We start from the raw sequence: 13941 nt of genomic DNA, 5'->3' as shown, positions 1-13941 counted from the left end.
CCGCGATTACCTGTCGCGTAATTGTGACCGTGCGCGCCGCCGCCAATACTGCAGGCATCCCGACACCCTGAGCGGAGTCCCCATGCAGCGCGAACCGATCGACTACCCCGCCGATGCCCTTCCCACCCGAGAAGACCACGTCCGCACCGCCGACGGCTGGACACTCCCCGTGACGGTTACCAGCCCAGGCCTGGATGCGCACGGCACGGTGGTGATCTGCTCGGCGCTGGGCGTGCCGCGCCAGTTCTACGCGGCGTTCGCACGCGCGCTGTGCCTGGCCGGTTGGCGTGTGGTGACGTTCGACTATCGCGGCATCGGGGGCGCGCTGGCCAGTGGTCCCGGCACCCTGCGCTTTGCCGACTGGGGCCGGCAGGACATCGACGCGGTGCTGAAATGGGTGCACGACACGCTCGTCCCCGAAGGCTGTGGCGGCCGCCAGTTGGTGGTGCTCGGCCACAGCGCAGGCGGGCAGCTGGCAGGACTCGCGCCGCACATCGTGCACGCCGATGCGCTGGTGCACGTGGCGGCGTCGCTGGCCGATGCGCGGCTGTGGCCGTGGCGCGGGCTGCTCAGTCGCCCCAAGCTGGCGTGGCTGCTGCGCGTGCGGATTCCAATGGCCGTGGCGCAAGCGCGCGGTGGCATGCTGCCGCTGACCGCCGTCGGGATGGGCCCGATGGCGATTCCCGCTGCCATCCTGGGCGACTGGGCGCGCTTTGCCCGCCGGCGCGGTTATCTGTTCGCGCCGCGCACCGGGCTCGATACCTCGCGTTACGCACGACTTGCCGTGCCGCTGCTCGCCTGGAGTTTCGACGATGATCCGATGGCACCGGCCAATGCCGTCGATGCGCTCGTCGCGCGGTTTCCCGCCACGCGCGTCACGCGCCGCCAGGTGGGCGGTGCTGCGCTGGGCGACAAGGGCGTCGGCCACATGGGCTTCTTCCGCGCATCGTCGGGCGCGCCGTGGTGGCGCGAAACCGTGGCGTGGCTGGATGCGCTCGTGGCCCGCTAGGCCATGTCGGCGTCGCTGCCCGGCCGATGCAGGAACGCACTCGGGCTGCTGCCGAACGCCCGGCGGAACATCGCCGAAAACGCGCTCTGGCTGTTGTAGCCCAGCGCCTGCGCCACGCGTGAGAGCGGCATGCCCTGCGACATCATCGGAATGGCGCTGGCCAGCACCGCCTGCTGGCGCCATTGCGAGAAGCTCACGCCCAGCTCGTCGCGAAAGCGCCGCGCCAGGGTGCGGGCGCTGGCGCCTACCTCGCGGGCGAGGGTGTCGAAGGTGAGCGGCGTGCCGGGGTCGGCCATTACGCGTTCGCACAGGGCACGCAGGCGCTTGTCGGCAGGCATCGGCAAATCCAGCGGCAGCGGGGCACTGCGGCGCAGCTCATCGAGGATGAGCGCGGCCAGCGCCTGCTCGCGCGCGGGCGGCAGCGGCTGTTGCACGTCCATGGCGGCAATCAGCTCGCGCAGCAGCGGCGACACCTCCATCACCCGGCACTGCGCGAGCGTGCCCGTTACCACGGAGGGATCGGCATACAGCGTGCGCAGGAACGCGGCCTCCACCACCCACACCTCGTGCTCGATGCCTGGCGGAATCCAGATCGCGCGCGAGGGCGGCACCACCCAGGCCGTGTCGCCGGCCTGCACGCGCAGCACGCTGTTATGGCTGTACGCCACCTGCGCCCATGGATGCGTGTGGCGCGGAAAGCGCGTGTTGGCGTCCATCTGACGCGTGTAGAGCCGCACCGGATGCGCCACGGAGGGCGGCGTGCGGCCTTCGACATCCGTGGGCAGGAGGCGCTGGGGCATGGCGGTTTTGCGACAGAACGGAGCAGATGAGTGTAAATCCGCCGGCCGGGCTTGTCGAAGCGAGTTGCGTGTCCGGGCTCGAGCCCGAGTGGTGGACTGCCACGCTCCAGGCCGGAGTGCTCAGGCCGGACCGACGCGGTAGTGGTACGCGTAGGCGTCGGCAAAGCCGAGCGAACGGTACAGGCTCAGCGCGGGCGCGTTGTCGATGTTGACCTGCAGATACGCGGTGACCGGCGTATCCACCGTGGCCCGGGTACGTGCCCAGCCGAGCATCGCGTCGGTCACGGCGCGTCCGAGCCCGCGGCCGCGGGCGGCGCTGGCGACGCGCACATCAAATAGACCGACATACGCGCCGTCCGCCACGGCCAGGCCGATACCGAGGGTGGCACCGTCCGTGTCACGCAGCGTGATCGCCGCGTGCGGGCGGTCGAGTGCGTCGAGCATGGCGCGGCGCGTGGTGCGTCCGTGTGCATCCAGCCCGTCGAATAGCGCGAAGGTGTCGTGCCATGCGTCAGGAATCGTCGTATCGATACGGAGGGTGATGCCGTGGGGCGGCGTGGCCGGCGGTGATGGGGCCAGCTGCGCTGTCATGACAAGGCTGCGGTCGGTGATGCGGTAGCCGCGCGCCGCGAGCAGGGCATCGGCCTCGGGCGAGGCCAGCGGTGTGATGCGCACGATGGGCGCGATGGGGACCAGGCCCGTGTGGCGGTAAAAGCGTTCGATGCGGTGCAGGCGATCCGCATCCAGTGGCGCGCCCGGTGCGCGCGGGTTGGCGGAGTTGGCCCGTTTGGCCAGGCCCCCCGCCATGCGCAGCACCCAGGGGCCGTCTTCGATGCTGTGTTCGGGCGGCAGCGCGGCAAAGCCGCAGTGCTCGATGGTGGCGATGTCGACGATATCGATCAGGCCGCCCGGGGTGCGCATCGCCGATCAGGCGGCCGTTGCCGTGCCCGTGCCGTGTACGTGCTTGCCCGCCGGCTTGACGATCGCCAGGGTGGCGATCAGCCCGCACAGCGCGGCAAACGACACCCACACGCCCGGCATCGCCTTGTTGCCCGTGGAATGAATCAGCCACGTGGCAATCGCGGGGGTGAAGCCGCCGAAGATGGCCGTGGCCAGGCTATACGCCAGCGAGAAACCGGTCGTGCGCACGGCAGGCGGCATGATTTCGGTGAGCGTGACGACCATCGCGCCGTTGTAGCTGCCGTACAGGAACGACAGCCACAGCAGCACGGTCAGCATGCGCGCGAACGACGGCTCGTTCACCAGCCACACCATGGCCGGATACGCGGTCAGCAACATCAGCACGGTAAAGAGGATCAACAGCGGACGGCGCCCCACGCGGTCGGACACCGCGCCCATCACCGGCAGCCAGAATAGGTTGGAGGCGCCCACGCACAGCGTGACGATCAGGCTGTCCATGTCGGAGAGGTGCAGCACGCTCTTGCCGAACGTCGGCGTGTAGGCGGTGATGAGGTAGAACGACACCGTGGTCATCACCACCAGCAGCGTGCCCGCGCCTACCAGGCGCCAGTTCTCGACCATCGAGCGGAACACCTCGGCCATGTCGGGGCGGTGCTTGCGCTTTTCGAACTCCTCCGTCTCACGCAGCGAGCGGCGGATGATGAACAGGAACGGCACGATCAGGCAGCCGACCACGAACGGGATACGCCAGCCCCAGGCGCTGATCTCGGCGGGCGGCAGCGCCAACGAGAGCAGCACGCCCAGCAGCGCGGCAAACATCACCGCCACCTGCTGGCTGCCCGACTGCCAACTCACGAAAAAGCCCTTGCGGCCCGGCGTGGCGATTTCCGCCAGATAGACCGACACACCGCCCAGCTCCACGCCGGCCGAGAAGCCTTGCAGCAGGCGCCCGATCAGCACCAGCAGCGGCGCGGCCAGGCCGATGGTGGCGTAGCCGGGCACCGCCGCGATCAGCAGCGTGCCGCACGCCATCAGCGCCAGCGTGAGGATCAGGCCCGCGCGGCGGCCGTGGCGGTCGATGTACGCACCCAGGAAGATCGCGCCCAGCGGCCGCATCAGGAAGCCGGCACCAAAGGTCACCAGCGACAGCATCAGCGAGAGGAACTCGTTGCCGGCTGGGAAGAAGGTGTCGGCAATGGCCTTGGCGTAGTAGCCGTAGACCATGAAGTCGTACATCTCCAGGAAGTTTCCGCTGACCACCCGGAAGATGGCGCGGGCCTTGGATTCGTTGGGGTTGTGGTTATGCATGATGGGTCTCACTCAACAGCTTGGGTACAACGTGCGTGCGAGCCGGTCAGTGAACTGCGGGCCGCCTCGTAAAAAGTGGTGATGTGGTACGGCGTGCTGGACGGCATGTCGGCGCGCAGACGGGCGCCGGACGCGTCGATCACCTCGTTCCAGCCCTGCGCGTGCAGGAAGCGCGCGGCCCACGCGGGCAGCATGCGCGCGAGCATGGCGCCATGCGTTTGCGCGCACAGGGCGAGCGCGCGGCCGTATTCGGTCTGGGCCCAGATGCGCTGGCTGGGGTCGCGCATGGTGCCGTCCAGGTTGAGCGACAGGCAGACGCCCTGGGTGTCGGCGTCCACGCCGGCGGCGCAGGCGGCATCCACCGCGCGGGCGAGGGTTTCGGCCAACTGGCGGCCGGCTTCCGAGCGCGAGAACACATCGGCGTGCGCACGCACGAGGTAGAACCATTCGAACTGGTGACCGGGCTCGATGCGGTTGTCGGCGCTGCCTTCATCGATTGGCAATTCGGTGATGCTGCCGGTGCGCGTGTCGATGAAGCGCGCCAGGATGCCTTCGGCCAGCGTACGCACGCCGGTTTCGGCCCAGGCGGGCGGTTCGTCCAGCGCGGCGGCGGCCAGGTAGGCCTCGGTCAGGTGCATCACCGGGTTCTGCGCGACACCGGCCAGTGCGGTGCCGAACGGGCCGTCCATGGCGGCCACCGGCAGCGGCGCCGCATGCGCCCCGCCGGCTGCGCGGGCAAAGCGGTGCGCGATCACGTCGTGCGCGTCGTGCATCAGCGCGGCCGCACGCGGGTCATCGCTGACAGCCAGCCAGTGTGCGGCCGCAAACAGCACGAAGGCGTGCGTGTACAAATCCTTGGTGGTGTCCTGCGGCGCCATCGCACTATCGATCGCAAACACCCAACCGCCGTGGATCGTGTCGCGAAAGCGCGTGTCCAGCGCATGGCACAGCGCGGCCGCGCGTTCACCGCAAAGGTCGCGGTGGCAGGCGGAGAGCTGCGTGGCGCGGGCGAAGATATACAGCTGCCGCGCACACGCCATGGCGCGGTAGCGCGCGGTCGATGCGGGCACCAGCGTGTCGTTCTCGACGACGAGCGCCTCGTAGCAAAGGCCGGCCTGCGCGTTCCAGCCCGGGCCGAGCCACATGGGCAGCAGGACGTCGTCGTAGTAGCGGCTGAGGGACGCCAGGGCGGCCTCGGGGGCGGCAGGGCGTTCGGCCGATTCAACCAGGTCGGGCAGCGGAGGCGTGGAGGACTGTGGAAGCATGTGCGCCGTGAGGATCGTGGCGGGCGTCGGCCCCATCGTCGTAGCGGGGGGCCGGCAGCAGCGGTCTGTATCTGTCCACGATAGGCGACGAACGTGCGTTGCACATGCGGACAGACCCGGGATTGTGCTCCAACTGGCGACCCGATGCCACGCAGAACACTCCGAATCCCGCCCGTAGTGCAGGGTTGTGGGGCCATTGAAAGCTTTGAGCGGGACACTGCCTGGGCGTACGTTTGTGCGAAGATGGTTCTCCCGTGGCTCCCCTGGTCCTGCCTGATCCATGCACCGTCGCGATCTGCTCAAGCAGTTGGCCGCCGGGCTGCTTTCCGTGGCCCCTGCCCTGGCGCCGGGTTTGTCCCGCAGTGCCACGCCCGGCAACGCCGTTGGCGTCCCCGAGCCGTTTGACGAAGCCCACCTGCTGGCCCGGGCGCGCGCATTGGCGGCCCGGCCTTACCGGCCCCGCAGCGTGCAACTGCCCAAACCGCTGGCCGCGCTCAACTGGGACGGCTATCAATCCATCGGCATGCGCGCCGATCACGCCCTGTGGGCCGGGCAGCACTTGCCGTTCGAGGCCAGGTTCTTCCACCTGGGGCTGTTCTTCAAGTCGCCCGTGCGGATGCATGAGGTGGTCGACGGTGAGGCCCGCCTGATCGCCTACGACCCGGCCATGTTCGATTACGGCAAGAGCGGCCTGGACCACCAGACCCTGCCCGCCGATCTCGGTTTCGCGGGCTTTCGGCTCACCACCAGGGCGGACCCGACACGCGATGTGGCCGCCTTTCTGGGGGCGAGCTACTTCCGCGCGGTGGGCGGGCAGTGGCAATACGGTATGTCGGCGCGCGGGCTGGCGATCGACACCGGTCTGCCGCGCGCGGAGGAGTTTCCCGATTTCACCGAGTTCTGGCTGGTGCGCCCGGCAGCCGATGCCGACACGCTGCGTGTCTACGCGCTGCTCGATTCACCCAGCGTGGCCGGCGTCTACCGCTTCGACATCCGCCCCGGCGACACGCTGGTGATGGACGTCGGCGCCACGCTCTTTGTGCGCAAGCCGATCGAGCGCCTGGGCATCGCGCCGCTCACCAGCATGTTTCTCTACGGCGAGAACGACCGCACCGACCGCGCCGGCGATCGCTACAACGCCGCCCGCCGCTGGCGCGCCTCGGACTGGCGCCCCGAGATCCACGACTCCGACGGCCTGGCCATCTGGCGCGGCTCGGGCGAATGGATCTGGCGCCCGCTGGCCAACCCGCCCGCGCTGCGCACCCAACGCTTTGCCGACAATGGTCCACGCGGCTTCGGCCTGCTGCAGCGGGACCGCAACCCTGATCATTACCAAGACGACGGCGTGTTCTACGAGAAGCGCCCGAGCGTATGGGTCGAGCCCACGCACGGCTGGGGCGAGGGCGCGGTCGAGCTCGTCGAGCTGTCGGCCAATGACGAGACCTTCGACAATATCGTCGCGTTCTGGCGCCCGGCGGTGGCACCGCGCGCTGGGCAGGAATTGGCGTTCGGTTATCGGCTGACGTGGGGGGCGCAGCCTGCCGCGGCTTCACCGCTGGCGCGGGTGGTCGCAACGCGCACGGGCATTGGCGGCGTGGTCGGGCAGCCGCGGAAGGTGTTTTCCTGGCGGTTTGTGGTGGACTTTGCGGGCGGGGAGCTGTCGCGGCTGGGGCGCAGCAGCGCAGGGTCGACCGTGGAGCCGGTCATTCGGGCCTCGCGGGGGCGGGTGGAGATTGCGTCGGCGCGGCCGCTGACCAGTATCGACGGCGTGCGGGCGATGTTTGATGTGGTGCCGGATGCTGGCAATGCGCCGATTGAGTTGTCGCTGACGTTGCAGTCGGGGGAGCGGTTGCTTTCTGAGACTTGGATGTATCAGTGGACGCCGCCGGTGGATCGGGCGGTTTAGTTCTTGTTTTTTGCTGGTGGTGCATCCGCGGTTTCGTCCGCTGCCGGGGCCGACTCACTTTCTTTCTCTTGCCAAAGAAAGTAAGCAAAGAAAGGCGCCATCCAGGGCAGGGTACGGCCACACCGACTGGGCGTATTGGTAGGCGCCAAGGCTCACCTCTCGTGAGTGTCGGGCTCAATCGCGCTGCGGCTTCTCGCTGAATTTCTTCGCCATCTCCGCCCAACCTTCTGGGCCTAGCTCTTCCATCGTCGCGATGTTCCGCTCGTAGATGTCCGCTGCATCGGGTACGGCTGCGGCGGCGCGGGCGATGCTGTCTTCGCGCAGCAGATGCAGGATGGGGGCGGGAGCGCGGTTGGTGGCGTTGGCGATGTCGCCGGGGTCGGCGTCGGCGAAGACGAAGTCGGGGTGGAAGCTGGCCAGCTGCAGTTCCCCTTCGAAGCCGGCTTTGGCGAGCAACGCCTCGGCGCGGTCGGTGAGGGTGTGGAAATCGAGAAAATCCGCCAGGGCGGGGACGATCAGCAAGGTCGTGTCGATGTCGGCGGCGGGCGTGATGTGCAGCAGCTCGGCTTCGGCACGCAGGTGGTCGAGCACGTCGCCGTCCAGGGTGGCGCGGCTGATGGCGTAGCGGACCTGGCGCTTAACGTGCACGGCCTTGGCGAAGGGGCACAGGTTCAGACCGATCACGGCGTCTTCAAGCCAGCGCTGGACGCGGGCGACGTGGCGGGCGGCGGCGTCCTGGCCGAGGGCCAGCGCATCGGCCGGTGGGTCGAGCAGGACGAAATCGGTGGCGGGAGTGTGGTCAGACACGGTGCAAGCGGGAAGAGGGGATGGGAGATGGCGCGCAGTGTAGTCGATGCCCCGGGAGCGCTTCTTGCGGCACCAACGGTGTTGTGACTTGCAACGCCCGGCGCGTGCCCTTGATGCGCGCCGAGACCGCTCTGAGGTGCTTCGCGCGCCCCTTGCGTGGTCAGACCTTCCCGTGACTGTGTAAAAGAAGGAGCCCAACCATGATGGAACTGCGCCCGACCAAGACCCCATTCCGAACCGCGCTTGCGCTGGCCGCGGCATTGGCTGCGTCGGCAGCCTTTGCCCAGACGACCCCCGCACCGCAGACCTCACCACAGACCACCGGCACGGTACAGGCACCGAGCGGCCAGCCCCCGGCAGCGTCCTCGTCGGACCCGCTGGTCGAAAAGCGTATCGAGGACAAGGCCGCCAGCGATGAATACAAGGCGCGCAAGTCCGACGCCAAGGCTGCCTACAAGGAAGAGAAGAAGGCGGCGAAGGCCAACCGCAAGGCCGAGCGCAAGGAAGCCCGCGCCAAGCGCAAGGAAGCTATGAAGGAGCAAGGCGGCCCGACACAGGTGCCAGATACCGAAGGCAAGTGAGCGGCGGATCGGACCATGAAAAAAGGCGACCTTCGGGTCGCCTTTTTCCTGCCGGCCGCAGATACGCTCAGTGCCCGCGCTGGGTGGGCAGGCGGACCTGCGCGACGGCCATTTCCCACTGGGCGATGCGGTGCGCGGCCTCGTCGCGGCTGATGACGGGGTGGAACGTGCGCGAGGCGCGCCATTGCTGCGCGACCTCCGCTTCATCGCGATAGAAGCCTGTGGCGATGCCGGCCAGGTACGCCGCGCCGAGCGCCGTGGTTTCGATGATCTCCGGACGTACGACCGGAATGCCGAGCAGATCCGCCTGGAACTGCAGCAACAGGTTGTTGGCCGAGGCCCCGCCGTCCACGCGCAATTCCGAGATGGTGGAAACGGCGTCGCGCGTCATGGCTTGCAGCAGCGCGGTGCTTTGGAAGGCGATCGACTCCAGCGCGGCGCGGGCGATATGGCCGATGGTGGTGCCGCGCGACAGGCCGACGATGGCGCCCTGTGCGGTCGGGTCCCAGTACGGCGCGCCGAGGCCGGTGAACGAAGGCACGAACACCACGCCGCCGGAATCGGGCACCGAAGCGGCCAGGCCTTCCACGTCAGCCGAGCGCTGGATCGCGCGCAGGCCATCACGCAGCCATTGCACCACGGCACCGCCGACGAACACGCTGCCTTCCAGCGCGTAGCTGCGCTTGGGGCCGCTCTGGCAGGCGGCCGTACTGATCAGGCCGTTGTGCGACTGCACCGCCTTGTCGCCCGTGTTGAGCAGCATGAAGCAGCCGGTGCCGTACGTGTTCTTGGCCATGCCGGGCTTGAAGCATGCCTGGCCGAACAGGGCCGATTGCTGGTCGCCAGCAATACCGCCGATGGTGAGCGAGGCGCCCAGCCAGTGGGCATCGGTCTGGCCGAACTGGTAGGCCGACGGGTGCACTTCGGGCAGCAGGCTCGGGTGGATGTCGAGCGCGCGCATTAGGTTCGCATCCCACTCGCCGGTGTGGATGTTCCACAGCATCGTGCGCGACGCGTTGGAGACGTCCGTCACGTGCAGGCGGCCGCCCGTGAGTTGCCACACAAGCCAGCTGTCGATGGTGCCGAAGGCGAGTTCGCCACGCTCGGCGCGCTCGCGGGCACCGTCCACGTGGTCGAGAATCCAGCGCAGCTTGGTGGCCGAGAAATACGGGTCGATGATCAGGCCGGTGCGCTTGCGCACTTCCTCTTCCCGGCCCTCGGCGCGCAGGCGTTCGCAGATGCTTTCGGTGCGGCGGTCCTGCCAGACGATGGCATTGAAGATCGGCTTGCCGGTGGCGCGCTCCCACACCATGGTGGTTTCGCGCTGGTTGGTGATGCCGAGCGCGGCCATGTCAGCGGCGGAGAGCTTGGCTTGTTCGAGGGCCGCGCGGCACGTGGCGAGCTGACTGTTCCAGATGTCGAACGGATCATGCTCGACCCAGCCGGGCTGCGGGAAATGCTGCGGAAACTCCTGCTGGGCACTGGCGACGATCTGGCCTGCGCGGTTGAAGACGATGGCGCGTGAGCTGGACGTGCCCTGGTCGAGTGCGAGGAGGTATTCCATAAGGCGGTCTCTGGCGGCGGGTGAACGGGAGCGGGCATGGTAGCCCGGCACCCGGTTGGCTTCAGGGGGCGCGCTGCGCGATGGGTTCTGCGTTGGTTGGCTGCATGCGATGCGCCAGCCAGCCTTCGAGGCGGCTGCGGTCGGCATCGCTGGCGTACAGCCCCAGCTTGGTCCGCCGCCACAGGATGTCCTGCGCCGTGCGGGCCCATTCGTGTTCGATCAGGTAGCGGATTTCGGCTTCATACAGGCCGGGCGTGACCTCGGCGCCGAGGTCGTCCAACCGTGCGGCGCCGGCGAGCAGCGTGTTCACCCGCGTGCCGTACTGGTGTGCGTAGCGTGTTGCCAGCGCGGTCGGCAGCCACGGCAGACGCGTTTGCAGGCGCGTCACGAAATCGCTGAACGTGTATTCGGCCACCAACTGCCCCGGCGCTTCCAGATCGCCGCCCGGCAGCGACACCGTGGCCGTCCACGACGGTTTGCCCGCGTCCGGCAAGTACGGAGCGAGCTGGTCCAGCGCCTCTTCGGCCAGCTTGCGGTAGGTGGTGATCTTGCCGCCCCACACGTTGATGAGGGGCGCGCGGTTGCCGTCGGTGCCGGTCTCGCATTCGACCAGGTAGTCGCGCGTGATGGCCGAGGCGTTGGCGGCGCTGTCGTCCAGCAGCGGGCGCACGCCAGAGTACGTCCACACCACATCGGCCGGCGTGAGTTGCTGTGTGAAATAGCGGCTGGCCATGTCACACAGGTACTGCACTTCACCCGCGTCGATGGCCACCTGGTTCACGTCGCCCTTGTACTCCAGGTCGGTCGTGCCGATCAGCGTGAAATCGTTCTGGTACGGAATCGCAAAAACGATCCGCCCATCCGGGTTTTGGAAGATATAGGCGAACGGGTGGTCAAAAAGCCGCCGCACGACGATGTGGCTGCCCTTGATCAGGCGTAGGCCGCGCGTGCTCGGCAGCGCGTGCGCCGAGCGGGCGAATTCGGCTGCCCACGGCCCCGCCGCGTTGACGATGGCCTTGGCCCGCACCGAACGGATGCCGTCCGGGCCGGTAAGCGAAGCATGCCAGCCATCGGCGCGGCGTTCGGCGTTCAGGCAGCGCGTGCGGGTGAGGATGTGCGCGCCGCGATCGGCCGCGTCGCGCGCGTTGAGCACCACCAGACGGGCGTCGTCGACCCAGCCGTCGGAATAGACGAAGCCGCGCGTGTAACCCGGCTTGAGCGGCTTGCCGGCCGGATGCTGCCCCAGCTTGATCGACGCCGAGCCCGGCAGAAAGCGCCGGCGCGCCAGATGGTCATATAAGAAGAGGCCCGCGCGGATCATCCACGCCGGGCGCTGTGCGGCGTCGTGCGGCATCACGAAGCGCAGGGGCCGCATGATGTGCGGCGCCATGCGCAGCAGCACTTCGCGCTCCTGCAGCGCCTTGCGCACGAGGCTGAATTCGTAATATTCGAGGTAACGCAGGCCGCCGTGGATCAGCTTGGTCGAGGCCGAAGAGGTGTGCTGGGCCAGGTCGTCCTTTTCGCACAGGACGACGGACAGGCCACGGCCCACAGCGTCACGGGCGATCCCCACGCCGTTGATGCCGCCTCCGACCACCAGCAGATCACAGTCCAGATGCGACGCATCGGTGTGTTGCATGGTTTGCTTGATGTTGGATTGCGCGCCTTTTCTTGCGAAGTGTGACGCGTTCGCGGATAGTGTAGTGAAAGGCGAAAATAAAGCAACATGTTAAATCGCCTAATTCGCTCGCATGTGTTCGTTTGTGTTCGTTTAGTGACTTGATGCTTCCTCGACACCGCCAGATTCTCGAATACGTCCGTCAGCACGGTGATGCCTCTGTCGAGGCGCTTGCCCGTGTGCTGGGCGTGACCACCCAGACTATCCGCCGCGACATCCGCCAGCTCGAAGACGAGCGCTTGCTCGCGCGCTACCACGGCGGTGTCGGCCTGCCCTCGTCGGTCGAGAACATCGACTACGACCAGCGCCAGGTCCTGCACATCGATGCCAAGCGCAGCATCGCCGAAGCCGTGGCTGGCCACGTCGAGCCCGGCCGCTCGCTCATCATCAATATCGGGACGACCGCCGAAGAGATCTCCAAGGCACTGGTCGGCCAGAGCGGGCCACGGGGTTTGCGCGTCATCACCAACAACCTAAACGTCGCGTCCATTCTGTCGGGCAGCCCGGATGCCGAGGTCATCGTCGCCGGTGGCCTGGTGCGCAATCGCGATCGCGGCATCGTGGGCGAGGCCACCATCGACTTCATGAAACAGTTCCGCGTCGACATCGGCATCATCGGTGTCTCCAGCATCGACGAAGACGGCACGCTGCTCGACTACGACTACCGCGAGGTGCGCGTCGCCCAGGCCATCATCGAGCAGTCGCGCGAGGTCTGGCTTGCCGCCGATCACTCCAAGTTTGGCCGCCGCGCCGTGGTCCGTCTGGGCCACATTTCGCAGATCGACAAGTTCTTCACCGATGTGCCGGTGCCCGAGCCGATGGCCGAGGTCTTTCGCGCGGCGGAGGTCGATGTGATCGTCGCCAGCGAGGCGCGCCGCCTTTGATCTGGCGCCCGGCAGTCTTTGGCCCGTCGACTACAGTGAAATGGCACGGCGCGCACCTTGCGTGCCTGTCTGTCATTCCGCCACGTCCACACGGGGAGCATCGTGAGCAAGCACTCACATGCGGTCATTCTTTCGATCTTCGCGGGTATCGTCACCGAGCATATCGGCGCCTTGCGTGATGCCTTGACCAAACTGGGCGCGCCCAGCCCCTGCGACGAAGATCTCCACCAGTTCCGCGTCACCTTGCGGCGGCTGCGTTCCGCGTGGGTGAGCTTCGCGCCGGTCCTGCCCGCCAGCTTTGTTGCGCAATGGAAGCCACGTCTGCGCGCACTCGCGGCGTCTACGGGCCCGGTTCGCGAGTGGGATGTGCTGCTCTCTGAGTGGCTCCCTGCTGCCCGGGACTCCCTGAGCAAGGACGATGAGGCGGGTCGCGCGTGGCTCGACCAGGCCATTGCATGCGCAAAGGACGCCCGGGCTGCCGCCTGGGAAACCCTGCGCACCGAGCTCGCCTCCTCGGAAGTGTCGCTGACGCTGCTCGCGCTGGACGACGCCGTCGCTCCCTTTCATAGAGAAGAGGATGCCGGTGCGCATTCCCGCTTCGCCCGCCGCCGGGCTGAGGCGCTCAGGAAGAAGCTCATCCGCCGCGGCCGCCGCCCAAGGCGAGCGCCCGCGCCACGCCTGCACCGCGCGCGCATCGCGGCCAAACAGTGGCGCTATCTCTATGAGTCGTTCTACCACGCGCTAGGAACCGCAGCGCCCAAGCGCTACCGAGCGCATTTGCGCAAACTTCAGGACGCGCTCGGTGAGGTTCACGACGCCGAGGTCTCGCTCGACCGCGTTGCTGAGCTATTGGACGCGCCTCCTCCCAACTCCGTCGTGAGCGCATTTCACAAGCGCGCCGCCACAGCTCGCAAGCGCGCTGCCAAAGGGCTTCGCTGGGTACGCCGCCACAAGGCCCGTTGAACGTCCGGGCGACGCCTAAAGACCCTTCAAGAAAAAGGGGCTTGCGCAGATCGGAAAACCTGCCTATAGTTCGCCCCTCGCTGCAAACGACAGCGCCGAAACGAAAGCGACGGTGGGGTGGTTGAGGTGGTGGAGAAGTAGGAGTGGAGCGGGTTTGCGGGTTGTTGAGTGGTTGGCGACGGTCTGCGGTTGCGGTGAAGTTAGCGACGCGTTGAACGATAAAAATTCTTCAGCAAGTTGTTGACAGCGACGAAA

13 protein-coding genes are annotated in these 13941 nt (G+C 67.6%); 5 read left to right on the top strand and 8 right to left on the bottom strand.

Annotation, left to right across the window (positions count from 1 at the left end):
- Positions 1–82 precede the first annotated feature (82 nt).
- On the top strand, positions 83–1009 hold the full coding sequence (locus NG900_RS20880) for an alpha/beta hydrolase family protein (RefSeq protein WP_252683293.1): 927 nt from the start codon (positions 83–85) through the stop codon (positions 1007–1009).
- Here NG900_RS20880 and NG900_RS20875 read toward each other — a convergent pair.
- The 4 genes from NG900_RS20875 to NG900_RS20860 all read right to left on the bottom strand — a co-directional run bounded on the left by NG900_RS20875 (position 1006) and on the right by NG900_RS20860 (position 5303).
- Positions 1006–1809: an AraC family transcriptional regulator gene (locus tag NG900_RS20875; protein ID WP_252683292.1), complete on the bottom strand. Its 804-nt coding sequence runs from the start codon at positions 1807–1809 to the stop codon at positions 1006–1008. The genes NG900_RS20880 and NG900_RS20875 overlap by 4 nt on opposite strands.
- A 120-nt stretch (positions 1810–1929) precedes the next feature.
- Positions 1930–2730, bottom strand: a complete 801-nt coding sequence (locus NG900_RS20870) for a GNAT family N-acetyltransferase (RefSeq protein ID WP_252683291.1) — start codon at positions 2728–2730, stop codon at positions 1930–1932.
- A 6-nt stretch (positions 2731–2736) separates the two neighbouring features.
- Positions 2737–4038 carry an MFS transporter gene (gene tcuC, locus NG900_RS20865; RefSeq protein ID WP_252683290.1) on the bottom strand — a complete coding sequence of 434 codons (1302 nt, stop codon included), beginning with the start codon at positions 4036–4038 and terminating at the stop codon, positions 2737–2739.
- Positions 4039–4046: 8 nt separating this feature from the next.
- Positions 4047–5303: an AGE family epimerase/isomerase gene (locus tag NG900_RS20860; RefSeq protein WP_252683289.1), complete on the bottom strand. Its 1257-nt coding sequence runs from the start codon at positions 5301–5303 to the stop codon at positions 4047–4049.
- A 280-nt stretch (positions 5304–5583) separates the two neighbouring features.
- On the opposite strand from NG900_RS20860, the gene NG900_RS20855 reads away from it, so the two are divergent.
- The gene (locus tag NG900_RS20855) at positions 5584–7209 is read left to right on the top strand and encodes an OpgD/OpgG family glucan biosynthesis protein (RefSeq protein ID WP_252683288.1); all 1626 of its coding nucleotides are present in this window, start codon (positions 5584–5586) and stop codon (positions 7207–7209) included.
- A gap of 174 nt (positions 7210–7383) precedes the next feature.
- Here NG900_RS20855 and NG900_RS20850 read toward each other — a convergent pair whose 3' ends face one another.
- The gene (locus tag NG900_RS20850) at positions 7384–8016 is read right to left on the bottom strand and encodes a DUF1415 domain-containing protein (protein WP_252683287.1); all 633 of its coding nucleotides are present in this window, start codon (positions 8014–8016) and stop codon (positions 7384–7386) included.
- A 200-nt stretch (positions 8017–8216) separates the two neighbouring features.
- On the opposite strand from NG900_RS20850, the gene NG900_RS20845 reads away from it, so the two are divergent.
- Positions 8217–8597: a hypothetical protein gene (locus tag NG900_RS20845; protein ID WP_252683286.1), complete on the top strand. Its 381-nt coding sequence runs from the start codon at positions 8217–8219 to the stop codon at positions 8595–8597.
- Positions 8598–8664: 67 nt separating this feature from the next.
- Here NG900_RS20845 and glpK read toward each other — a convergent pair whose 3' ends face one another.
- Together glpK and glpD are read right to left on the bottom strand one after the other, a co-directional pair.
- A complete protein-coding gene (glpK, locus tag NG900_RS20840) occupies positions 8665–10161 on the bottom strand; it encodes a glycerol kinase GlpK (protein WP_252683285.1) in 1497 nt (498 codons plus the stop codon).
- A 61-nt stretch (positions 10162–10222) separates the two neighbouring features.
- Entirely contained in the window at positions 10223–11800 is a 1578-nt protein-coding gene (glpD, locus tag NG900_RS20835) for a glycerol-3-phosphate dehydrogenase (protein ID WP_252683284.1), read from the bottom strand.
- Between the two features lie 143 nt (positions 11801–11943).
- On the opposite strand from glpD, the gene NG900_RS20830 reads away from it, so the two are divergent.
- Positions 11944–12723 carry a DeoR/GlpR family DNA-binding transcription regulator gene (locus NG900_RS20830; RefSeq protein ID WP_252683283.1) on the top strand — a complete coding sequence of 260 codons (780 nt, stop codon included), beginning with the start codon at positions 11944–11946 and terminating at the stop codon, positions 12721–12723.
- A gap of 102 nt (positions 12724–12825) precedes the next feature.
- Entirely contained in the window at positions 12826–13686 is an 861-nt protein-coding gene (locus NG900_RS20825; protein ID WP_252683282.1) for a CHAD domain-containing protein, read from the top strand.
- A gap of 63 nt (positions 13687–13749) precedes the next feature.
- On the opposite strand, the gene NG900_RS20820 is transcribed toward NG900_RS20825, so the two are convergent.
- Positions 13750–13941 (bottom strand): hypothetical protein (locus NG900_RS20820; protein WP_252683281.1); only part of this gene is annotated, 192 nt, incomplete at its 5' end.

Source organism: Ralstonia soli (assembly GCF_023955655.1).
GTDB lineage: Bacteria > Pseudomonadota > Gammaproteobacteria > Burkholderiales > Burkholderiaceae > Ralstonia > Ralstonia soli.
This window is presented reverse-complemented; position numbering and strand designations above follow the sequence as displayed.

Excerpts from the sequence above, each read along its gene's own strand:
- NG900_RS20880 (WP_252683293.1), top strand. The coding sequence starts at position 83 with ATGCAGCGCGAACCGATCGACTACCCCGCCGATGCCCTTCCCACCCGA.
- NG900_RS20875 (WP_252683292.1), bottom strand. The coding sequence starts at position 1,809 with ATGCCCCAGCGCCTCCTGCCCACGGATGTCGAAGGCCGCACGCCGCCC.
- NG900_RS20870 (WP_252683291.1), bottom strand. The coding sequence starts at position 2,730 with ATGCGCACCCCGGGCGGCCTGATCGATATCGTCGACATCGCCACCATC.
- tcuC (WP_252683290.1), bottom strand. The coding sequence starts at position 4,038 with ATGCATAACCACAACCCCAACGAATCCAAGGCCCGCGCCATCTTCCGG.
- NG900_RS20860 (WP_252683289.1), bottom strand. The coding sequence starts at position 5,303 with ATGCTTCCACAGTCCTCCACGCCTCCGCTGCCCGACCTGGTTGAATCG.
- NG900_RS20855 (WP_252683288.1), top strand. The coding sequence starts at position 5,584 with ATGCACCGTCGCGATCTGCTCAAGCAGTTGGCCGCCGGGCTGCTTTCC.
- NG900_RS20845 (WP_252683286.1), top strand. The coding sequence starts at position 8,217 with ATGATGGAACTGCGCCCGACCAAGACCCCATTCCGAACCGCGCTTGCG.
- glpK (WP_252683285.1), bottom strand. The coding sequence starts at position 10,161 with ATGGAATACCTCCTCGCACTCGACCAGGGCACGTCCAGCTCACGCGCC.
- glpD (WP_252683284.1), bottom strand. The coding sequence starts at position 11,800 with ATGCAACACACCGATGCGTCGCATCTGGACTGTGATCTGCTGGTGGTC.
- NG900_RS20830 (WP_252683283.1), top strand. The coding sequence starts at position 11,944 with ATGCTTCCTCGACACCGCCAGATTCTCGAATACGTCCGTCAGCACGGT.